Annotated in this window: 18 protein-coding genes; 8 read left to right on the forward strand and 10 right to left on the reverse strand. The window is 66.8% G+C overall.

Features of this window, described 5'->3' with window-relative positions:
• Window positions 1–101 precede the first annotated feature (101 nt).
• Window positions 102–497, forward strand: a complete 396-nt coding sequence (locus JHL17_RS02060; RefSeq protein WP_200190392.1) for an acyl-CoA thioesterase — start codon at window positions 102–104, stop codon at window positions 495–497.
• 6 nt (window positions 498–503) lie between these two features.
• Here the strand turns inward: JHL17_RS02060 and JHL17_RS02065 are convergent, their stop codons facing one another.
• The 4 genes from JHL17_RS02065 to JHL17_RS02080 form a co-directional block, all read right to left on the reverse strand.
• A complete protein-coding gene (locus JHL17_RS02065; protein WP_200190393.1) occupies window positions 504–938 on the reverse strand; it encodes an ArsC/Spx/MgsR family protein in 435 nt (144 codons plus the stop codon).
• A 150-nt stretch (window positions 939–1,088) separates the two neighbouring features.
• On the reverse strand, window positions 1,089–2,117 hold the full coding sequence (locus JHL17_RS02070; RefSeq protein WP_200190394.1) for an ABC transporter substrate-binding protein: 1,029 nt from the start codon (window positions 2,115–2,117) through the stop codon (window positions 1,089–1,091).
• A 34-nt stretch (window positions 2,118–2,151) separates the two neighbouring features.
• A complete protein-coding gene (locus JHL17_RS02075; RefSeq protein WP_200190395.1) occupies window positions 2,152–2,952 on the reverse strand; it encodes an ABC transporter permease in 801 nt (266 codons plus the stop codon).
• A gap of 7 nt (window positions 2,953–2,959) precedes the next feature.
• A complete protein-coding gene (locus tag JHL17_RS02080; protein WP_200190396.1) occupies window positions 2,960–3,784 on the reverse strand; it encodes an ABC transporter ATP-binding protein in 825 nt (274 codons plus the stop codon).
• Between the two features lie 285 nt (window positions 3,785–4,069).
• Between JHL17_RS02080 and ftsH the strand changes: the two genes are divergently transcribed.
• Both ftsH and JHL17_RS02090 read left to right on the forward strand, forming a co-directional pair.
• Window positions 4,070–5,851, forward strand: coding sequence for an ATP-dependent zinc metalloprotease FtsH (gene ftsH / locus JHL17_RS02085; protein WP_200190397.1), 1,782 nt, complete (start codon window positions 4,070–4,072; stop codon window positions 5,849–5,851).
• Window positions 5,852–6,453: 602 nt separating this feature from the next.
• Window positions 6,454–7,215 carry a response regulator transcription factor gene (locus JHL17_RS02090; RefSeq protein WP_200190398.1) on the forward strand — a complete coding sequence of 254 codons (762 nt, stop codon included), beginning with the start codon at window positions 6,454–6,456 and terminating at the stop codon, window positions 7,213–7,215.
• A 178-nt stretch (window positions 7,216–7,393) separates the two neighbouring features.
• Here the strand turns inward: JHL17_RS02090 and JHL17_RS02095 are convergent, their stop codons facing one another.
• The gene (locus tag JHL17_RS02095; protein WP_200190399.1) at window positions 7,394–9,163 is read right to left on the reverse strand and encodes a hybrid sensor histidine kinase/response regulator; all 1,770 of its coding nucleotides are present in this window, start codon (window positions 9,161–9,163) and stop codon (window positions 7,394–7,396) included.
• 578 nt (window positions 9,164–9,741) lie between these two features.
• Here JHL17_RS02095 and JHL17_RS02100 point away from each other — a divergent pair.
• Window positions 9,742–11,370 (forward strand): sensor histidine kinase, encoded by a 1,629-nt coding sequence (locus tag JHL17_RS02100; RefSeq protein WP_247893260.1) that lies wholly within the window; start codon window positions 9,742–9,744, stop codon window positions 11,368–11,370.
• 79 nt (window positions 11,371–11,449) lie between these two features.
• On the opposite strand, the gene hisE is transcribed toward JHL17_RS02100, so the two are convergent.
• Entirely contained in the window at window positions 11,450–11,914 is a 465-nt protein-coding gene (gene hisE, locus JHL17_RS02105; RefSeq protein ID WP_247893261.1) for a phosphoribosyl-ATP diphosphatase, read from the reverse strand.
• A gap of 262 nt (window positions 11,915–12,176) precedes the next feature.
• Here hisE and JHL17_RS02110 point away from each other — a divergent pair, with 262 nt between their 5' ends.
• The gene (locus tag JHL17_RS02110; protein WP_247893262.1) at window positions 12,177–12,371 is read left to right on the forward strand and encodes a hypothetical protein; all 195 of its coding nucleotides are present in this window, start codon (window positions 12,177–12,179) and stop codon (window positions 12,369–12,371) included.
• Window positions 12,372–12,414: 43 nt separating this feature from the next.
• On the forward strand, window positions 12,415–12,612 hold the full coding sequence (locus JHL17_RS02115) for a hypothetical protein (RefSeq protein ID WP_200190402.1): 198 nt from the start codon (window positions 12,415–12,417) through the stop codon (window positions 12,610–12,612).
• 111 nt (window positions 12,613–12,723) lie between these two features.
• On the opposite strand, the gene JHL17_RS02120 is transcribed toward JHL17_RS02115, so the two are convergent.
• A complete protein-coding gene (locus JHL17_RS02120; RefSeq protein WP_200190403.1) occupies window positions 12,724–13,482 on the reverse strand; it encodes a Crp/Fnr family transcriptional regulator in 759 nt (252 codons plus the stop codon).
• A 203-nt stretch (window positions 13,483–13,685) separates the two neighbouring features.
• On the opposite strand from JHL17_RS02120, the gene JHL17_RS02125 reads away from it, so the two are divergent.
• A complete protein-coding gene (locus JHL17_RS02125; RefSeq protein WP_200190404.1) occupies window positions 13,686–14,087 on the forward strand; it encodes a hypothetical protein in 402 nt (133 codons plus the stop codon).
• A gap of 83 nt (window positions 14,088–14,170) precedes the next feature.
• Window positions 14,171–15,025 (forward strand): DUF502 domain-containing protein, encoded by an 855-nt coding sequence (locus tag JHL17_RS02130; protein WP_200190405.1) that lies wholly within the window; start codon window positions 14,171–14,173, stop codon window positions 15,023–15,025.
• On the opposite strand, the gene recG is transcribed toward JHL17_RS02130, so the two are convergent.
• From recG to JHL17_RS02145, 3 genes are all read right to left on the reverse strand, one after another.
• The gene (gene recG, locus JHL17_RS02135) at window positions 14,977–17,058 is read right to left on the reverse strand and encodes an ATP-dependent DNA helicase RecG (protein ID WP_200190406.1); all 2,082 of its coding nucleotides are present in this window, start codon (window positions 17,056–17,058) and stop codon (window positions 14,977–14,979) included. The genes JHL17_RS02130 and recG overlap by 49 nt on opposite strands.
• A gap of 464 nt (window positions 17,059–17,522) precedes the next feature.
• Window positions 17,523–20,483: a chemotaxis protein CheA gene (locus tag JHL17_RS02140; RefSeq protein WP_200190407.1), complete on the reverse strand. Its 2,961-nt coding sequence runs from the start codon at window positions 20,481–20,483 to the stop codon at window positions 17,523–17,525.
• A 38-nt stretch (window positions 20,484–20,521) separates the two neighbouring features.
• Complete coding sequence (locus JHL17_RS02145; protein WP_200190408.1) at window positions 20,522–20,944, reverse strand: response regulator; 423 nt, start codon at window positions 20,942–20,944, stop codon at window positions 20,522–20,524.
• Between the last annotated feature and the right edge of the window lie 51 nt (window positions 20,945–20,995).

Raw genomic sequence — 20,995 nt, forward strand, 5'->3', positions numbered from 1 at the left:
TGATAGGAATTTCGTCAGGGGTGCGCAAGCGCATCCTGTGCCGCTTATACTGCGTTGCCACAAGCTTTTGTGGACGAAATTTTCGTGACGGCGGAGGAAGCATGAGCGCAGCGGACGGATACGAATTCGACAACGGCCCGGCACTGCGGGCCATTGCGATGCCGGCGGACACCAACCCCAACGGCGACATCTTCGGCGGCTGGCTGCTGGCCCAGATGGATCTGGCCGGCGGCACGGTGGCGGTGCGGCGCAGCCATGGCCGCGTCGCCACCGTCGGCATCGAGGCGATGACCTTCCACAAGCCGGTCTTCGTCGGCGACGAGGTCAGCTGCTTCGCCCGGATCGAGAAGGTCGGCCGCACGTCGATCCGCGTCCGCATCGAGACCTGGGTACGGCGCGAGCGCTCCGGCTCCGACCCGATCAAGGTGACAGAGGGGATGTTCACCTACGTCGCCATCGGCGAGGACCGCAAACCGCGCGAAGTGCCGCCGGAGTGAAGGTCCTCAGGCCGCCGGCGCCTTGACGAAATGCTGGTGGCCGTGGTCGCACTGGCCGCGGGCATGCTTGTCGTCGCAGCTTTCCGTAGAGGTCAGGCCGATCCAGGCATGGAGCGTGGCGGGGTCGAAGCCGGCCTCGTGGCGGTCGCCGACTTGGATCAACGGCCGGCGGATCAGCTCGCGATCGGCCAGCATCGCGGCCAGCGCGGCGGATTCGTCGAGGTCGCCGGGCTTGACGGCACCGGACTTCACCGCGGCGGCGCGGCGGTTGAACCAGGCGTCGATGTCCTTGTCGCCGAAAAAGGAACGGAGATCGGCTGCCGTCAATTCGGCCGTGGCGAGGTCACGCTCGACCAGCGAATGGCCTGCGGCGTTCAACTGCTGCTTCTGCTTGGCGTTCACCGGGCAACCGGCCAGTCCATAGAAAATCACCTCGGCCATGGGGCACTCCGCTGCTGGATGGGTGGTCCTGTGCGGGAGGGCAATCAGGACCGATTTCGTCCAGTCTAACGGCAGTGCGGCATGAAAAAGGGCGCGACAGAATGCCGCGCCCACATTTTTTCTATGGGTATTCGACAGCGAGCGGAGGGGTCACTTCTGCAGACGCTTCAGCGCATCCTCGACATACTGGTTGGTGTAGGTCTTGGACAGGTCGATGCTGGCCGAGGCGACCGCCGGATCGAAGGCTTTCAGCACCTTGAGAGCGGCATCGGCGCCATCCTGGGTGAAGCGGCCGTCGGGCGAATAGGTCGGCTTGGAATGCTCGAAGGCCTGGGCATAGAGCGACTTGTTGCCGAGGAAATACTCCTCCGGCAGAACCTTCAGCACATCCTCCGTGCTGGCCTTGTTCAGCCACAGCATGGTGCGGACGAAGACGTCGGCCAGCGCCTGGGTGGTCTTCGGATTTTCCTTGATGAAGTCCGGCTTCATGTAGAGCACGGCAGCGGGATAGGGGCCGCCATAGACGTCCATGGTGCCCTTTTCCGTCCGGGTGTCGGCGAGGATGGTGATGTCGCCGTCGGCCTGGGCCTGGCTGATGACCGGGTCCAGGTTGACGATGGCGTCGATCTCGCCGCGTTTGATCGCGGCGATGGCGCTGGGGCCGCCGCCGACGCCGATGACCGAGGCATCCTCCGGCTTCATGCCGAGCGAGGTCAGGACATAGTTCAGCATGAAGTTGGTGGAGGAGCCGGGGGCGGTCACGCCGACCTTCTTGCCCTTCAGGTCCTTCACCGACTTGACGGTGCCGGACTTGTTGACGGAGGCCAGCACGATGCCGGGATAGCGGCCGAGCTGCGTCACCGCGACGATGGGCTGGCCCTTGGCCTGCATCTGGATGGTGTGGTCGTAGGCACCGGTCACCACATCGGCGGAGCCTCCGACGAGCGCTTGGAGGCTCTTGGCGCCGCCGCCGAAGTCGCTGACCTCGACGTTCAGCCCGGCATCCTTGAAGTAGCCGAGCCGCTCCGCCAGCGTCAGCGGGAGGTAATAAAGCAGCGGCTTGCCGCCGACGGCGATCTTGATGTCGGTCTTCTCAAGCTTGTCCTGAGCGGCGGCCAGACCTGCCGTGCCCAGAGTCAGGGCGACCGCGGCGGCCGCGATCAGCGATTTGAACGTCATTGGTTGCCTCCCTTTTAAATTTCCCTATGGGATTTCAGTGCTGCCCGCCGTGGTTGTCCTGCGGGCGCCAGTGCAGAAGCCGTTTCTCGATCATGGTGACGGCGGCATCGATCAGGACGACGAAGATCGTCAGCACCAGCATGCCGGAGAAGACGCCGACCGTGTCGAACACGCCCTCCGCCTGATGGATGCGGTAGCCGAGGCCGGCGGCGGAACCCAGATACTCGCCCACCACCGCGCCGACCATGGCGAAGCCGACGGCGGTGTGCAGCGAGGAGAAGACCCAGGACAGGGCCGAGGGCAGATAGACGTGCCGGAACAGGTCGCGGGAGCTGGCGCCCAGCATGCGGGCGTTGGCCAGCACCACCGGGCTGACTTCCTTCACCCCCTGGTAGACGTTGAAGAAGACGATGAAGAAGACCAGCGTCACCCCCAGCGCCACCTTCGACCAGATGCCGAGCCCCAGCCAGAGCGCGAAGATCGGCGCCAGCACCACGCGGGGCAGCGCGTTGACCGCCTTGATGTAGGGGTCGAAGACGATGGAGACCAGCGGAGCGCGGGCGAACCAGAAGCCGAAGGCGATGCCGGCCACCGTGCCGATGATGAAGGCCAGCGCGGTTTCCAGCAGGGTGATGCCGAGATGGTACCAGATGACGCCCGAGGCGAAGTCGGCCCAGGTGCGGGCCAGCACCGCTCCCGGCGTGCCGAAGAAGAAGGGGCTGAGGATCTTCGTGTCGGTCAGGACGTGCCAGATCAGGAAGAAGGCGATCAGGACGGCCAGCTGCAGCAGCAGGATGACCGGACGGCTGGGCAGGCGTTTGGCGTGGGATCTCATGATGTCGTCACCGCAGCTTGGTCTGGGCGTAGCCCTTCAGCACTTCATCGCGCAGCTGTGCCCAGATCTCCTGGTGCAATGCCAGGAACTGCGGGGTCATGCGGATTTCCGCCACGTCGCGCGGACGGTCCAGCCCGATGCGGTATTCGCCGATCAGCCGGGCCCCCGGACCGGCGGACAGCACCAGCACCCGGTCGGACATGGCGATCGCCTCCTCCAGGTCGTGGGTGATGAAGACCACCGACTTGCGGTCCGCCGCCCAGAGGTCGAGCAGCTCGTTCTCCATCATCTGGCGGGTCTGGACGTCGAGCGCCGAGAAGGGTTCGTCCATCAGGATGATCTTGGGATCGACGATCAGCGTCTGGGCCAGCGCCACGCGCTTGCGCATGCCGCCGGAGAGCTGGTGCGGGAAGCGGTCGCCGAACCCCTCCAGCCCGACGCGCGACAGCCAGGGCAGCGCGCGCTGCCGTGCCTCGGCCCTGGAGACGCCGCGGAACTCCAGCCCGGCGGCGACATTGTCCAGCGCCGATTTCCACGGCATCAGCGCCTCGGCCTGGAACATGTAGCCGGCCTTCGGATTGATGCCGGTCACCGGCTGCCCGAAGGAGAGCGCGCGGCCCTCGCTGGGTTTCAGCAGGCCGGCGGCGACGTTGAGCATCGTCGACTTGCCGCTGCCGGTCGGGCCGACGATCGATACGAATTCCCCGTCGGCGACGGTGAAGCTGGCACCCTGTACGGCGGTGTAGGAGCGTCCCCGGCCGTCGGGTGAGGGAAAGGTGCAGGTCACGCCTTCCAGCTGGAGGGCGGGCGCCGCGGCGGCGGCCTCGGCCATGTCGGTGTGGTCCTTGTCGTTCGAGCAATGCGCTTCGGCGGGCAATGCGCTTCGGCGGGCGACGCGCTTTGATTGGACGACCATACTGTCCGAACTGAAGCCTATCGGCAACCGCTTGAGATCTCCGTAGAATCCGAAAGGAGCCATTCCGCAAACGCACCGCTTACGGTGTCAAAGAAGGGACGCGGGCCCTTATCGGTTGCCGGGACGCCTCACCGTCCAGCATCAATGCTCCGATCTATGGCATAGATCGAAAGCCAGCCCTTTTTCCTTCGCGGAGCCGATATGCCCACGCTGCCGAAACGCCCGTTGATCGCACTTGCCGTCCTGGCCGCCCTGCTCGCCGCGTGGCTCGGCTTCGCCGCCTGGTACGATCACAGCCGGCGGGCGGACGAACGGCCGACCACCTACAGCGCGCTGATCGAACAGGCGGGGCGGGGCGAGATCGCGTCCATCACCTTCGCCAACGGCTCCGGCCATGCGGTCGCCGCCGATGGCGGCCGCTATCGTGTGGTCATGCCGGTCACCGACGACCTGCTGAAGGAGATGCGTGCCCATAAGGTCGCCATCGCCTTCGACGAGGGCCCCGGCGGATTGATGGCACAGACGGTGAGCGTGCTCGACCGCGTCGCTCCCTTCCTGGTGGTGGCCCTGCTGATCGGCGGCCTGCTGATGAGCGGCGGACAGTTCTTCGGCATGGGCCGCGCCACCCGCGTGCGGCCGGAGGATACCAACACCGTCTTCGCCGACGTGGCCGGCGTGGACGAGGCGAAGGAGGAACTGCGCGAGACGGTACAGTTCCTGAAGGACCCGCGCCGCTTCGCCATGGCCGGCGCCCGCGTGCCGAAGGGCATCCTGCTGGTCGGCCCCCCCGGCACCGGCAAGACGATGCTGGCCAAGGCGGCGGCGGGCGAGGCCGGCGTGCCTTTCTTCGCCGCGTCGGGATCGGATTTCGTCGAGATGTTCGTCGGGCTGGGCGCGGCCCGCGTCCGCAGCCTGTTCAAGACCGCCCGCGCCAACGCCCCCTGCATCCTGTTCATCGACGAGATCGACGCGCTGGCCGGCAAGCGCGGTGAATCGACCAGCCATTCCGAGCGCGAGCAGACGCTGAACCAGCTGCTGGTGGAGATGGACGGCATCGTCGAGGGTGGCGAGGTGGTGGTGATCGCCGCGACCAACCGGTCGGAAATGCTGGACGCCGCGGTGCTGCGCCCCGGCCGCTTCGACCGCCACATCCATGTCGGCCTGCCCGACGTCGCCGGACGCGAGGCCATTCTGGGCGTCCATGCCGGGCGCCTGACGCTGGCGCCCGACGTCTGCGCCCGCACGGTGGCGCGCGGCACGCCGGGCTTCTCCGGCGCCGAACTCGCCAACCTCACCAACGAGGCGGCGCTGTCGGCGGCGCGCCAGGGCCGCGTTATCGTCACCATGGCGGATTACGAGGCCGCCAAGGACCGCGTGCTGATGGGCACCGAACGCCGCAGCCTCGCCCTGACGGCGCATGAGCGGCGGCTGATCGCCGTCCATGAAGCCGGCCATGCGCTGGTGTCCCTGCGCTGCCCGCAGGCCGACCCGATCCACAAGGCGACGATCATTCCGCGCGGCGGTGCGCTGGGCATGGTGGTGCGGCTGCCGGAAGGCGACCGCGTCTCGGTTTCGCGCGCCAAGCTGATGGCCGACATCGCCGTCGCCATGGCCGGCCGCGCGGCGGAGGAGCTCGCCTTCGGTTCCGACCAGGTCACCACCGGAGCAGAGGCCGACTTCCGCGCCGCCACCGACCTCGCCCGGCGGATGGTCACCGCCTGGGGCATGAGCGAGGAGATCGGCTTTGTCGCCCATGCGGCGGCCGAGCCGGGCGCGCGGTCCGAGCGCACGGCTTGGCGCATCGACGAGGAGGTCCGCCGGATCACCGACGAAGGCATGGAACATGCCCGCCGGCTGCTGCGCACCGACCGCGCCGCGCTCGACGGCATCGCCCACGCCCTGCTGGAGCGCGAGACCTTGACCGGCGGTGAAATCGCCGAACTGGCGGACCGCCAGGAGGAGCGCGCCACCGAGGCGGCCTGAGATCGGGCCGAAACCGGGGCTTTCCCGTCCCGCACTGCTGCATGGGGCATACCCAGATCGATCGGCCCGACACAGTTCGGGCGATATGAGAGGCGCGATGACGAGGCCGACCGCACGGTTCCGAGGACCGCGGCGGCCCTTCTTCCCGCCCTCCCCTTCCTTCCGGCACGCTCCGGCGGGATACCGTCGATGCCCGTGCCCCCCTTGTTGATCGTTGACCGCAATGGGCGGCGAAATTGCGACGGCTGCTGCAGCGAGCGGAGTGGTAGCGACCGGCCCAACCGCCTGAACAGCGAGCTGGCGAAGGCCGGGTTGGAGTCTCCCTTCGAACAATTCGAGGCAGGACACGAGCAGCGTGACGACGTCACGGTGTTCCGCTTCGGCGTTCGGATGCAAATCCGCCTGCGGAAGGGGGACGCGGCAGCCGAGCCGCTTAAAAGTCCTGGACCGTTTACGCGGATCTGTTACAGAGATGTCACTTTTGGTGACAGGTTGTGACTTCATAGTACCGGAAGTAGCGAAAACCCATCGCTATCGCTTAAAATTTTAGGCATTCTGGGGTATGTTGCACCCGCTGGTGTGGTGATTGGGGAGAGCACGGCATGGCAGGTCCGACGATCGTCGTGGTCGAAGATGAGAATTCCCTGCGGTCGGACATGGTGGAATACCTGTCGAGCTGCGGATTCAATGCGATCGGCGCACGCGACGGGGCGGAACTGGACCGGCTGATACAGACCCGCAATGCCGCCATCATCATCCTGGACGTGAACCTGCCGGACGAGGACGGGTTCAAGATCGCTGCCCGGCTGCGCGAGGGCCATGGGGCCGGCATCATCATGGTCACCGCCCGGAATTCGACCGTCGACCGTGTCGTCGGTCTGGAGATCGGCGCCGACGCCTATCTGGTGAAGCCGATCGAGCTGCGCGAGTTGGAAGCGCAGGTGAAATCGCTGCTGCGTCGGCTGAGCGAGCGCGCCGCCGAATCGACCACCCAGCCCCACAATGGCGCGGCATCGGCCGAAGCTGGCTCCGATGGCTCGGAAGAGGCGCGCTGGTCGCTTGATCCCACGGAGTGGAGCCTGACCAACCCGGCCGGCATCCGCATCAGCCTGACCAGCATGGAAATGAAGCTGACCAGCCTGCTGGCCACGCAGGCCCGCAAGCCGGCGACGCGAGACCAGATCTCGCAGGCACTCTACAATCGACGCTGGAATCCGGAGGACCGCTCAATCGACACCGTGGTCGGCCGCCTGCGCCATAAGGTCGAGGGCGCCATCGGCGGCCCCGCTCCGCTGAAGTCGGTGCATGGCGTCGGCTATGTCTTCTCCGCGCCGATTCGGGTGGTGGGGGCGGTACAGAGCTGACTTGCGACAAGTCCGGCTGCCCAGGCGCGGACCTCGAGGCAGAAGAAGCCGCGGTCGATATCCATCGAATCGAACTCAGGATCGACGGCATCCGCGCCGGCTGATGCGGCGGCACATGCCGCAAAAGCTTCTGATCCCGACAGGTCAGGATCAGAAGCCGTCGGCATAAGTCACCCCGTCACATCGGCAACAAAACCCGGAAGGTCGATCCCCGGCCCAACTTGCTGTCGACCGTGACGGCGCCGCCATGCAGAAGGACGATCTGCTGGACGGTGTGCAACCCGATGCCGGTTCCCGGCACACCGGACGCGCCCGACCCGCGGAAGAAGCGGTCGAACAGGCGGGGAAGCTCCGGTTCCGGAATGCCACGGCCGCAGTCCGTCACCTCGATCACCGCCAGGGCGCCGTCGGTGTCGCCGTGAAGGTGGATCGGTCCGTGCGGCCCAGAATATTTGACGGCGTTGTTGACGAGGTTGCTCAAGACCAGCGCGATCAGGTTGGCGTCGATCTCCGCCCGCCGCGGCAGTCCATCCAGGGTCATCCTGAATTCGCGATCGGGATAGGCGACGCGGAAGGGCCGGACGACGTTGCCGATCAGCCCCGGCAGGTCGACCTCGGCCCGCTCCAGCACGAGGGCATTGCTCTGCAGCCGTTCGTCGGTCAGATGCGAATCGATCAGCCCGGTCAGGCGCTGCACGCTGCCGCGGATGACCGCCAGCCGCTCCAGCATCTCGGGCTCCACCTGTCCGGCCCGCATCGCCAGCAATTGTGCGGCGCTGTCGATGATGGCAAGCGGTGTGCGGAATTCGTGGCTGACCATGCCCAGGAACTGGCGCTGCTGGTCGCGTGCGAGCAACTCGCGCTCCAGTGCCCTTTCCACCCGCTCCTTCGCCAGGATCAGCGCCTTCTGGTTGGCGGCGAGTTCGACCGTACGCTCCTCCACCCGTTGTTCCAGCGAGCGGTTCAACGCCACCAGCTCCTCGTACAGGCAGACATTGTCGAAGCTGATGGCAACGCGGTTGCAAAACAACTCGAGCAGCCGGTGCTCGTCCGCTGTGTAGGGTTCCGAACGCTCCAGCCGGAAGACCGTTACGCCATGTTCACGCGTGCGGAAGGCCAGAACGCAGCGATCGGCGTAATAGCGATTGCACTGTGTCTCCAGCGTATCTGCCACTTCCTGGGCGGCGGTGTCGGACAGTATGTCGCCAGCCGGCATGCCGATACCGTGGGCGAAAGCCCCCAGTCCCGCGACGACGGTGATCGTTCGGCGACCGTCGCCGCGTTCGATCGCCCGACAGGCCAGCACCGCCGGCGCTCCGCCGTGATCGACGACTTGTGCGACCTGCTCCGCCAGACGTTCGACGAAGACCCGCATCGGCCGCATCTCGAACAGCGGCGCGGAAGCGCTGAGAATCCGCTCCAACCCCTGTCTGTTCCGCTCGATCGTCACGATGTCGCGCCAAGCGCGCAACGCGCTGACCAGGGTGGTGAACAGGCGTTGCGCGGTCAGCTCGCTCTTGGCCTTGTAGTCGTTGATGTCGTAGCCGACGATGATGTCCCGCTCCGGCGCCTGCCCCGGCTGACCGGTGCGCAGGATGATGCGCAAGCGACGATTGCCCAGTTCCTCCCGGATATGACGGACCAGCTTCAGGCCCGCGTCGTCGGTTTCCATCACCACGTCCAGCAGGGCGACCGGCAGGTCCGGCCGCTGGGCGAGAACGGTCTTCGCCTCCTCCGCCGACAAGGCGCTCACCACTTCGAAGGGACGTCCGTCGAAGTCGAAATCGCGCAGGAGCACCGCCGTCATCGCGTGGACCTGGGGATCGTCGTCCACGACCAGGACGGGCCATGGTGGTCCGGACGGCCGCCGGAAGCATGCCGCCGTCGCGGGGCCGTCCTCCGGCCCGAACAGCAGCTCGTCGTCCAGCCCCCCGCCCCTCTCCGTCATCGACCGCCCCCATCACCTTGGCGCATACATCCAAGTATTTTCACAATGGAACCACCGTGCGTTACCGGTTCCAAGACCGATCCGGCGGATTGGCGGCATTGGTTGCAATTTGTCGCATATGAACGAAGACCGTCGTGACATATAATGAAAACTGTCTTAAGACTTCATTGCGCCTGACCATAACGGAAAGTCCCGAAAGCCGATATCGGGAGCGCGCTGATCATGGCATCCCAGCCTTGCCGGTCCGAATATGCTCGATTCTCTTTCAATTCCCAGCGGAATGCCCGCCGGGCATGCATCTCCTGCCGGATTGCCAGAGTTGGGATGCGGATGGGACGCCGGACACCGGCTCGGCACCGGAACATGATATATCATCTACCATGAAGGGAAATAATATAAGACTTCATCTCGAATGGGTTGTTGAGTGACTGGCCACGACCGTTACACTACTCTCGCCCCCAGCCATTCCTCCTCATGACAAGGACCGCCTGACTCCGATGACCCCTGCCGGCTTCGAACAGGATACACAGGCCGGCGCAAACCCAGATGCCGCACGCATCGGACGCAAGGCCGTCTCATTGGCGATTCTGTCCTTGCTGGCCGTCGCCCTCGCCCTCACGGCCGCCCTGCTGGTTTTCGCAGCCTATCAGTACCGCAGCCAAGTGATCGCCGAGGCGGAGAACCGCAGCATCGCCATCGCACGCCTCCTGGAGGAGCATGCGGCCAAGACGCTGAGCATGCATGCCGCAGCCCTATCGCAAATGGAATGGATGGTCGATGATCTGGGATGGGACCGGATCGACAACTCTCCCCTGCTGCATGAGCGCCTGAAAGCCATGGCATCCCTGCCGGTGGAGGTGCAGTCCTATTGGATCATCGACGAGAACGGCCGAATCCGCGCCAGCAGTTTCGAATGGCCGATGCGCCCGCTCGACGCATACGATCGCGAATATTTCCGTGCCTTGGCCAGTCCCGGCGTGAAGCCCGGCGATGCCATTCACATCGGCCCGCGGCTGAGCGGCAAGATGCGCTCCGAGATTTTCTTCACCATCAGCCGACGGATGGAGTTGCCCGATCACCGCTTCCAGGGAGTGGCGCAGATCTCCCTGCGTCCCGGCTATTTTGCCGACTTCTACCGAACGGTTCTGCATGGGTCGCATGACGTGATCCTGTTGATGCGCGAGGACGGGGAGGTCCTGGTGCGCAATCCGTTGAGCGCCCCGCCCGACCGTATCGACATCGGCCATTTCCCGGAACTCATCACGGCACCCGAAAAGGACGGCGTCTTCCGCGCCGTGACTCCCCTCGACGGGGTCGAGCGGATGATGACCCGACGTAAGATTCCCAATCTGCCGATCTACGTGCTCTACGGCACCGATGTCGCCTCCATCGAGAAGGCATGGCGCGATAGGGTGTTGCCCTATGCATTGTTCGCGATCCCGGCGTTCGGCCTGCTGTGCGTGCTGGGCGGCATCGCCTTGCGCCGGTCGCGGCAGGCCGCCGCGGCGCAAGAGGCTTTGCGCCGTGCCAACGCGGCGCTAGAAGGCCGCATCGCCGAACGCACACGCCACCTGGACCAGGCACTGGCCGACAAGGAGATGCTGCTGCGCGACATCCACCACCGGGTGAAGAACAACCTGCAGGTCATCCTCAGCCTGCTGGAATTGCAGGCGCAGCGCGCGCCCGAACTTGAAGCGCCCTTCAGCGAGGCGCTGACCCGCATCAACACGATGGGGCTGATCCACGAGCAGATATACCGTTCGACCGGTATATCGGCAGTCCGGCTCGACAATTTCGTCGACGCGCTGGCGGGGCATCTCAACAGCTTCCACAGCCGCCCCGGCCGGACCATCGTCATCAGGCATCGGGTGGAGCCGCTCAGCCTCGACCTCAACCGGGTGGTCCCCTTTGCCTTGATCCTGAACGAGGTGGTGTCGAACGCCTTCAAACATGCCTTCGCCGACCGATGCTCCGGCACGATCGCTATCGCCGTGACGGCAGAAAACGGATCCCTGCACCTGACGGTCGAGGATGACGGCACCGGTGCCTCCGAGCCCGAAGCTGCGTTGGTTCCGGACCGGCGGTCCATGGGCATGGATCTCATTCGGGCGTTCACCCGGCAAATCCATGGCGAGTACCACTTCACCAGAGAAGGTGGCACGCGGTTCGATCTCGTCTTTCCGCAGCAGGACGGCGACGCCGCCTAATCTAAGCGCTCCGGACTCTCTCCGATGGCTTACGGTCGGACTCGCCTTTCAAATCGACATCGATTTCACGCGATCGGCTTCAACGCTTGGAACGTCTATCCGAGCCGGACTTGTCGGAGCCGGGCTTATCAGAGCCGGGCTTGGCGGGACTTGGATCGAGGGCGACGGGCTTGGAAGGGCCGGCCGTCGCGCCGTTCGTGGGGGCCTCGCATTTCGGCAGCTTTTCGGCGATCCCGTATGCAAGTTCGCGCCGTCTCAGTTCAGCCAGGATTTCGTCGGGAGCAATGTCGAGGTCCGCCAACAGAACGACCAGATTATACAGGAGGTCGGCCGCCTCCATCACCAGCGCACCGCGGTCGGCACGCATGGCCTCGATCGCCACTTCGATCGCTTCTTCTCCCACCTTGCGCGCCATGCGGGCACGCCCTTGCTCCAGAAGCCTTGCCGTACGGGAAGCTTCGGGAACGGCCGAAGGGTCGCGCCGCAGGGTTTGCACGGCGTCATACAGGCTGCGGAGCGGATCGGGACCGATGTATTGAACCATGAACCTGAAGTCGTTTTTTGAACGGACGCTGTCAAGGCGTTGGTTGGCTGCTCGAACAAATTACCCGGTGGCCTGCAGCGATCGGCGGCAATGCCGACAATAGCTAATAGTTTGCGTCACTGATTGATATTGATATTGACGATTTGCCAAAGGAAACCTCTGTATAGCTGTAATTTTTGCAGCATCCAGCAATGCAAAGGTCGCGTATTTGGCATTGGGTATACCAGTATATAGTCTCCTCAACAGCCCGATGGAGACGAACATGACCAACACCACCTACCAATCCGGTACCGACAACCACGCTTCGGCCGACGCCCTGCATGCGGTCGCCGAATTTCCGGTGGCCTGGTTCGAAGCCACCCCGGCCTATCTGGTTCTGCGCCCGCTCGGCGCCTTCCTCAGCGAATGGGCCGCCGCCACGCCGGCCGGCATCGTCCTGACCCTGCTGAAGCGTTGATCACCGGCCCATCCCGCAATCCCCTATGTAATTGGAGACGATCATGAGCATTCTCAGCCTCCATCACGGTGACCACGGCGTCCATGGCGATACCCCGGCCCTGCACCCGGTGCGCGATTTCATCGCCGACTGGCTGGAAGCCACACCTGCCGCCATCCTGCTGCGTCCGGCCGGCGCATTCCTGACCGAATGGGCGAAGGCCACCCCGCTGGCGATCCTGTTCCGGTCCCTGCACCGCTGATCCTGGCGCAAAACAAAAAATACCGGTTCCAAAAGGCGACCGCGGCACAGCCCGAACATCCGGGCGGCCGCGGCCTTTTCTTTTCAAGGCCTTGCTTTTTCCGGCTTTGCTTCAAGGTCCGCCACGAACATCCTCGACCAGCATTTCCAGCCGCGACAGGTCGCGCACCACCAGCGCATCGGCGCGGCGCTCAAGCATCCCGTCACGGGTCAGGTCGCTCAGCACGCGGGCGACGGTCTCACGGGTGGTGCTGACACGGGCAGCGATGTCGGAATGAACGGGAATCGGGGCGATCACCGCGGAAGCCCCTTGCCGCGAACCGCGCTTGGCCAGACGCAGCAGCTCCGCGTGGATGCGGTTGTTGGCGCCGAGGGTGGACAGTTCCATGATGCGATCGGTGGCGCCGCGCAGCTTGTCGCACAGGCGCAGCATCATTTCCATCGCCAGTTCCGGATGGGCGGTCACCAAAGCCTGAAAGGGCTTTGCCGGCAGAAAGGCGACCAGCGCCCCATCACCCAGCGCCACGACGGACGCGGAGCGCGGACGGCCATCCAGCGCCGACATCTCCCCCACCAACTCTCCCGCCTCGATATCGCTGAAGCTGATTTCGCGTCCGCCGGCGGAATGGCTCAGCACCCGTACCCGACCTTCCACCACGAAGGCGACGTCGCGGGTTTCCGCCCAATGGTCGATCAACTGCTCGTCGGCAGCGAAACGGCGCCAGCGGCACTGGCGCGCCACCACGGCCCGCTGTTCGGCTGTCAGCAGGCGCAGCAGGTCGATACGGTCGAGCCCGACGGCCGGCGCCTCCGGTTGGCCGGACGGCTGGCCAGCGACCCGGTTGGCGGCCTGGCTGTCGGATGTGGTCATTTCGGCCTTCCGCGCGGGACTGTTCCGGCATCGCCCCGGACTGTTCGTTGCCCCAAAGAATAGCGTGACCTGCGCAAAGGTGGAAGGCGCTGTGACCAATGGCCGGTGTCAACCCTCCGTTAACGCCGAACGCGCAGAAGAGGACGACACCTCGCCGACGCGTCCCCCCGTCCGCGGTCTTCCCTGTTGCCGGAGCACCGACCATGCCCAGCCTGTTCCCCGTGCCCACCGCCCGCCGCATCGACCAGCAACGGCTGTTCTCGGTCGCCCTGATCCCCTTCGCCGCGGCCATCGCCATGGCGAGCACGGTCGCCGCCACCGGCTTCACCGCCAGCCCTCTGGGCGAGACGAGCAGCACGCTGGGTTTCCTGCTGGACTTCATCAAGCTCTGCTATCTCGCCGTCGCGATGGCCCATCTGTCGGGCGCCATCGCCGACCGCACCTGCGGCGGCATGGCCGCCGGACTGTCCATGGACGAGTTCGACGCGCCGGAGCCGATGTCCCGGGACGAGTTCTGGCGCGCCTTCCCCAACCATGTCGACGGCGCCGCCATCGCCGGCGCGCTCACCCTGCTGTGCGTGATCGCCGGATCGCTGGTCGGCTGACCCACCGCCCACCAAACGGCAGTTGAGAGCGGACCGCGCTTGCCCCACTATGGCACGGACAGACGATCGGCGGATGGGCAGGCGTGAGCGGAGATCAGACTGAACCGAAGGCCTCCGGAAAGGCCCAGGTCAAAGCCCAGACGAAGGCCCAGGAAAAGGCTGGCGCAAAAGGCCAGCCGGCCGAGCCGGCGCGCCACCGCCGCGAGGGCATCGGGTTGATGGGGCGCCTGCGCGCCTATTTCCTCGCCGGCATCCTGGTGACGGCCCCGATCGCCATCACCGTCTATATCGCCTGGTGGTTCGTTTCCCTGATCGACGGCTATATCCGCCCGCTGATCCCCAGCGCCTACAATCCCGAGAACTACCTGCCCTTCTCGATCCCCGGCATCGGCGTGCTGGTGGTCATCGTTGCCGTCACCCTGATCGGCGCCTTCACCGCCGGCTATGTCGGCCGGCTGGTCCTGGGCGTCGGCGAGGGCGTCGTCGGACGCATGCCGGTCGTCCGCTCCGTCTATGGCGGGGTGAAACAGATCTTCGAGACGGTGCTGGCGAAGAAATCCAATGCCTTCCGCGAGGTGGTGGCGATCCAGTACCCGCGCCCCGGCGTCTGGTCGCTGGGCTTCATCACCGGCGGTGCCCATCCCGAGGTGCAGCTGCGGCTGGCGGGAGAGGCGGAGGACATCGTCAACGTCTTCATCCCCTGCGCGCCGCCCACCGCCGGATATCTGGCGATGGTGCCGCGACGCGAGGTGACGGTTCTGAACATGAGCGTGGAGGACGGGCTGAAGCTGGTGATGTCCGGCGGTATCGTCGTCCCGCCCGAACGCCGCCCCATGCTGGTGGAACGACCGGCCGGCGGCGATGGCGCCCAGACTGGTGACGGGGAGGATCAGCCCGACCGCAAGGTCTTGGCAGCCGCGTCGCGTTCGAAGAGGTAGAGCAGGGTCCGCAGCGCCTGACCGCGCGGGCTGGCAAGATCGGGGTCGCGCTCCACCACCAGCCTGGCATCGTCGCGCGCCACCGCCAGCAGGTCGCCATGCACCGCGAGGTCCGCCAGCCGGAAACCGGGGAGGCCGGACTGACGGGTGCCCAGCACCTCACCGGCGCCGCGCAAGCGCAAATCCTCCTCGGCGATGACGAAGCCGTCCTCGGTGTCGCGCAGGGTCTTCAGCCGGGCCCGCGCCGTCTCCGTCAAGTTCGAATCGAACATCAGCAGGCAGCTCGACGGCTTCTCGCCACGCCCGACCCGGCCGCGCAGCTGGTGGAGCTGGGCGAGGCCGAAGCGTTCGGCATGCTCGATCACCATCACGGTCGCTTCCGGCACGTTCACGCCAACCTCGATCACCGTGGTGGCGACCAGCACGTCCAGGCTGCCCTCGGCAAAGGCGGCCATCACCGCGTCCTTGTCCGGCCCGCGCATCTTGCCATGGACCAGCCCGACGCGGTCGCCGAAGGTGGCCCGCAGGAAGGCATGGCGCTCGGTCGCGGCGGCGAGGTCGCTCTGCTCCGATTCGTCGACCAGCGGACAGACCCAATAGACCCGTGCGCCCTCCGCCACCTTGCGCCGGATGCCGTCGACGACCTCCTCCAGCCGGTCGAGCGCAATGGTGACGGTCTGTACCGGCTTGCGGCCGGCCGGCTTCTCGGTCAGGCGCGAGACGTCCATGTCGCCATAGGCGGTCAAGGTGAGCGTGCGCGGAATCGGCGTCGCCGTCATCACCAGCACGTCGACCGCACGCCCCTTGGCCGACAGCTGCAAACGCTGGTGGACGCCGAAACGGTGCTGTTCGTCGATCACCGCCAGCGCCAGGTCCTTGAAGGCGACATCCTCCTGGAACAGGGCGTGGGTGCCGACCAGCAGCGGAAGCTCGCCGGAAGCAAGCCGGTCGAGCACCGCCTGACGGGCCTTGCCCTTGTCGCGCCCGGTCAGCAGGCCGATCTCCACCCCCGCCGCCTTGCACAGCGGCGCCAGGCTTTCGGCATGCTGGCGGGCCAGAATCTCGGTCGGCGCCATCAGGGCGGCCTGGGCACCGGTTTCCACCGCATTGAGCATCGCCATCAGCGCGACCACGGTCTTGCCGCTGCCGACGTCGCCCTGCAGCAGGCGCAGCATGCGCCGTTCGGCCGCCATGTCGGCGTAAATTTCCTCCAGCGACGCCGCCTGCGATCCGGTGAGGGAGAAGGGCAGCGCCGCCAGCGCGGCGCGGCGCAGGCTGCCGTCGCCCCGGGTCGCCCGTCCCGCCAGCCGCCGCTGGCTCGCCCGCACCAGCATCAGCGCCAGCTGGTTGGCCAGCAGCTCGTCATAGGCCAGCCGGCAGCGGATGGGAGCCGTGGCGGCCAAGTCCCCCTCGTCCTCCGGCGTGTGGGCGCGCTTGAGCGCGTCGGCCCAGTCCGGCCATTGCCGGCGGGACAGCCATGCCGGGTCCTGCCATTCCTCAAGCGTTGGGACGTCGCCGAGCGCCGCGCGCACCGCCTTGCGCAGCGTCTTGGCCGGCAGCCCGGCGGTCATCGGATAGACCGGCTCCACCAGCTCCAGATCGTCCTTCGCATCGACCGGGACGACGGCGTCCGGGTGGGTGATCTGGGCGGTGTCGTTGAACCACTCCACCTTGCCGGAAACCACCATGGTGGTCCCCGCCGGGATCTGCTTCGACAGCCAGTCGCCGCGGACATGGAAATAGACCAGCTCCAGCACGCCGGTCTCGTCGGTGCAGCGGATCTTGTAGGGATGGCGCGGGTTCACCGGCGGCGCATGCGAATCGATTCGCACCGTCAGGGTGGCGATGCGACCGTGCGGTGCCTGCGCGATCTTCGGCGAGAAGCGGCGGTCGACCACGCCGCAGGGCAGATGCCACAGCAGATCGACCACATGGGCACCGGCCAGCTTCTCCACCAGCTTGCCCAGCCGGGGGCCGAGGCCGGGAAGGGCCGTGACCGGTTTGAACAACGGAAACAGGATGGCGGGACGCACGGGCGGGACGCTACCGGGGAAGCCTTCGACGGTCTCCAGAAAGCCGGGTGGGCAAGGCCGCGTCAAGAGCCCACGTCAAGGGGCGGCGCCGGAGAGGCTGCGGCGGGGCGACCGGATGGGACACGGGAAAGGCGGGGGAAGAAGGAACGGCGGAACGCACCCGAGGCCAGGGGGCCTATGGTGGGGGGCAACGTCGGCCTTGGATTTGGCTCGGACGCGCTCCGCCGATAGGTACCGTCCGGAGGCAAACGGGAGAACCGGACGGTCAATCCGATGGCAGGGAACCATCGGGAAGAGACACCAGATAAGAAGACGCTCTACAGTGACGGGCCGGTGTTTCAGGGGGGCTGGCCCGACCGCGTCACAAGAAGGACATTAGCCCGGCCGCCCTGTCCTCAACCTGACCCGACCATGAAATCCACGTCATGAACCGGTGGGTCGGGCCGATCCTTCAGACCGCTTCTTCAGGCCGGTGCGCCGGCCTCGCGGAGCTGGACCGCGGCAGCCAGCCGATACAGTTCGTCGCCGTCCAGGATGATGACGATGCGGCCGTCGTTCAGAAGGGAGACTCCCCCCACCCCCGGCACGTCGGCAAGGCCTGGATGGCTTTCGCGCACGAACAGGTCGCCACGGCGCAGGAGCTTGTCGATCTCCAGCCCGATGCGGCGGTTGCCATGGCGCAGCACCACGACGAGACACTGTCCGGAACCGGTCGGCGGCCAATCCGCCTCGGCGGGAAAGCCCAGCGCATCGGCGAGCCGGACCACCGGCAGCACCCGTTTGCGGCGCAGGACGGTCCAGCAACCGGAAACGCGGTGGAAATCCTCGGCCGCGAAGCCGCAGACCTCCTCGACGAAGCGATCGGGAATCGCCAGCACCTGATCGTCAACCTGGACCAGCAGGGTGCGCAGAATCGCCGCCGACAGCGGCAGGTCGATCGTGAAGGCGGTGCCCGCCCCTTCCCGCGTACGGATGGCGATGCCGCCGCCCAGCCGGGTGACGGCGTTGCGCACGACATCCATGCCGACCCCGCGGCCCGATGTCTCGGTCACCGTGTCGGCGGTCGAGAAGCCGGGAGAGAAGATGAAATCGCGCACCGCGTCCGGCGACAGGACAAGGCTGTCCTCCTCGCCGACCAGCCCCTGGCGGACCGCCTTGGCCCGCACCGCCTCGGCGGCGATCCCCCGGCCGTCGTCGACGATCTCCAACACCACGCGGCTATTGCGCTGGAAGGCGCGCAAGGAAAGCGTCGCCTGGGCCGGCTTGCCGGCCGCCTCGCGGCCGGCGGGCGACTCGACGCCATGGTCGACGGCGTTGCGGACCATGTGCATCAGCGGGTCGTGGAGCATTTCGACCATGCTCTTGTCGATGCGCACCTCGCCGCCTTCGGTGACGAAACGAACCGACTTCCCCTGCACCCGCGCCAACTCGCGGACGACGCGGGGGAACTGGTTGAACAGGGTTTCGATGGGCACGACTCGCAGGTCCAGCGCCGCTTCCCGCAGGCGATCGACGGAGCGGCTGAGCTGGGCGTCGAGATCCAGCAGGTCGCGGCGGTGATGTTCGACCGCCTCCCACAGGACGCGCAGGTCGGGGTCGCCGGCACCGAGCCGCTCGGTCAGGGCGGCGAGCGCGCTCTCTATCCGCAAATCGTTGGCGGTGGCATTCAGCTCTCCCGACAGCAAAACCATGCCGTCGATGCGCGCCATGAAACGGTCGATCGCCTCGCCGGGAACGCGCAGCACGCCGCCGCCGGGCGACTGTGCCGGGCGGGCGGGCGGAACGGCAGGCGGAGTGGGGAGCGGACCGGCCGGCGGCGGGGTGCCGGGTGCCGCGGCAGGACTGCCGGCGGGCTGCAATGCGGGTAATCCGGGCGGGCCCAGCGGCGGAGCGGCAACGGCGGCCGTTTCCCCACCATCCTCATCCGGATCCGGAGGGGTGCAGGGCCGGATGCGCAGGAATCCGCCGCCGGGATCGATGCTGGCCAACGCATCGGCCAAGGCGGGAAGCTCTTCCTGGGAGGCGACCAGCACACGCAGCCAAGTTCTGCCGTCGATGAACTCCGGCCAGTTGGTGATCGCGCGCACCTTGCTGCCCATCCACTGGACGAAGCCCGATGCGACCTCCGGCGAGGTTTCCAGGAAGGCGGTGACTTCGTAGAGCCGCATCGTCGGATCGGCGATGGCGGTGCGCAGATCGGCGGCGCCGTCGGGCGAAAGGAAACGCAGCAAACCGGGATCGAGCCCGAAAGCCGACAGCTCGTCGGCGGCCAGCGGCCGGCGCGCCTCCCCGGCTTCCCGTTCGGCGGAGACGGCGTCGACGAAGGCGCGCAGGCGCCCCTCCAGGGCGGCGGCACCCTCGGCGTCCAGATCCTCGGCCGGCTCGCGCGCCGCCCGGACCCCAAGATCGCCGAGCGCGGTGCGGGCATCGGCCAACAGGACGGGCCAGCCGGCATGGCCGGCATCGGGGGCGCGGCGCATCACGTCGGCCAGCACCCGCAGCAGGGTGGAGGCGCGCGGCAGGCGGATGATCTCCAGTGTCGCCGCCATGCGGTCGAGCAACCCAGCAGTTTCGGCGGCAGCGGACGGATCGGCCAAAGCCGCGGGGACGGCCAGAAGCGCGTCGGCGCGGGCAGTTCCCTCTGCGAGAAGCTGGGCATTGTGGTCGGCGAGCAGGGTCGCCAGGATCGCCGCGCCGGCATCCTTGCCGGTCAAGCGGCCGATGCGGGCACTGGCGGCGGCGACCGCCTGAAGCTCACCGAGAATGGCGTCGGGGTCGCGGGCGGCCAGCGCCTCGCGGAACTGGCGAAAGGTATCGGCGAAGGGAAGGAAGTTCAGCCGCTCGCAGGCCAATTCGAGCCGGTCGGCGGTATCGTCGACGTCGCGGACCCCCTCGCCGTCCAGGCTGTCGAGGTCGAGCGCCCGGGTCAGCGTCGCCATGCCGTCATGCAGCAGCCCGACGAACAGGCCCAGCATCCGCTCGCTCTCATGCAGGCGGACCGGCGATGGAGGTGCGGAGGCGGGCTTGACGACGGCTCCCTCACCGCCCACGGCGTCGAGCCGTGCCAGCAGACCGGCCGGCACCTGCCCGTCGCGGCGGTCGCGCATGCCGGATTCGGCCAGTGCGCGCAACGCGTCAAGCGCCTCCAGCAGCGGGGCGGCGACCTCCCCGGTCAAGGCCAGCGCACCGCTGCGGGCACGCCCGAGAATGGTCTCCGCCCGGTGCGCCACCGCCTCCATGGCGAAGAGGTCCATGGCGCGGGCCGCCCCCTTCAGCGAATGGAAGGATCGGAAGAGGGCGGCGATCCGCTCCGCCTCCGGCCCGTCGCCGGGGGTGGCGGACAGCAGTTTTTCCAGCAGGTCGAAATGCTCGCCGGCCTCGACGCCGAACTGCCGCCACAGGGTCTCGATCAGTTCGCTGCTCATGGGTCACCGCTCACGGGAGAAGGCGCAGCACCGGGAGGTCAGGGCCTAACGGGCGGCGGCAAGCCGGCGGCACGGCGGATGGCGGCGATGATGTCATGGCCCTTCTTGTGGGCGAGGTCGAGGCTCATGGTGCCGGACGGCTTGGCGATGATCTCGACCGCCCCCAACGCGCGCGCCTCGTTGGCCTCGGGCGAGCCGACCTGGGCGACGGAGGAGATGATGACGACCTTGGCGCGCGACATCAGCGACAGGTGCTCCATCACCTCCAGCCCCGACATCTCGGGCATCTCGATGTCGAGCAGGACGATGTCCGGCTTCAGGCTCTTGACCATCTCCAGAGCCACCTTGCCGTTTTCGGCCGCGCCGACGAGGGACAGCTCGTCGTCCGCGCGCACGATGTCGCCGATGATGGTGCGCATCAGCACCGAGTCATCGACCAGCAGGATCGTCGGCTTCGCCATGGGTGGGAACATCCTATCTTTGCAGCGCCTGTCGGCTTCCGGATTCGTTGC

It is taken from the genome of Azospirillum endophyticum (genome assembly GCF_016595245.1).
Lineage (GTDB): Bacteria > Pseudomonadota > Alphaproteobacteria > Azospirillales > Azospirillaceae > Azospirillum > Azospirillum endophyticum.

Bases quoted from the DNA above. Each gene is read 5' to 3' on its own strand.
- JHL17_RS02060 (WP_200190392.1), top strand. From the start codon at position 102: ATGAGCGCAGCGGACGGATACGAATTCGACAACGGCCCGGCACTGCGG.
- JHL17_RS02065 (WP_200190393.1), bottom strand. From the start codon at position 938: ATGGCCGAGGTGATTTTCTATGGACTGGCCGGTTGCCCGGTGAACGCC.
- JHL17_RS02070 (WP_200190394.1), bottom strand. From the start codon at position 2,117: ATGACGTTCAAATCGCTGATCGCGGCCGCCGCGGTCGCCCTGACTCTG.
- JHL17_RS02075 (WP_200190395.1), bottom strand. From the start codon at position 2,952: ATGAGATCCCACGCCAAACGCCTGCCCAGCCGTCCGGTCATCCTGCTG.
- JHL17_RS02080 (WP_200190396.1), bottom strand. From the start codon at position 3,784: ATGGCCGAGGCCGCCGCCGCGGCGCCCGCCCTCCAGCTGGAAGGCGTG.
- ftsH (WP_200190397.1), top strand. From the start codon at position 4,070: ATGCCCACGCTGCCGAAACGCCCGTTGATCGCACTTGCCGTCCTGGCC.
- JHL17_RS02090 (WP_200190398.1), top strand. From the start codon at position 6,454: ATGGCAGGTCCGACGATCGTCGTGGTCGAAGATGAGAATTCCCTGCGG.
- JHL17_RS02095 (WP_200190399.1), bottom strand. From the start codon at position 9,163: ATGACGGAGAGGGGCGGGGGGCTGGACGACGAGCTGCTGTTCGGGCCG.
- hisE (WP_247893261.1), bottom strand. From the start codon at position 11,914: ATGGTTCAATACATCGGTCCCGATCCGCTCCGCAGCCTGTATGACGCC.
- JHL17_RS02110 (WP_247893262.1), top strand. From the start codon at position 12,177: ATGACCAACACCACCTACCAATCCGGTACCGACAACCACGCTTCGGCC.
- JHL17_RS02115 (WP_200190402.1), top strand. From the start codon at position 12,415: ATGAGCATTCTCAGCCTCCATCACGGTGACCACGGCGTCCATGGCGAT.
- JHL17_RS02120 (WP_200190403.1), bottom strand. From the start codon at position 13,482: ATGACCACATCCGACAGCCAGGCCGCCAACCGGGTCGCTGGCCAGCCG.
- JHL17_RS02125 (WP_200190404.1), top strand. From the start codon at position 13,686: ATGCCCAGCCTGTTCCCCGTGCCCACCGCCCGCCGCATCGACCAGCAA.
- JHL17_RS02140 (WP_200190407.1), bottom strand. From the start codon at position 20,483: ATGAGCAGCGAACTGATCGAGACCCTGTGGCGGCAGTTCGGCGTCGAG.
- JHL17_RS02145 (WP_200190408.1), bottom strand. From the start codon at position 20,944: ATGGCGAAGCCGACGATCCTGCTGGTCGATGACTCGGTGCTGATGCGC.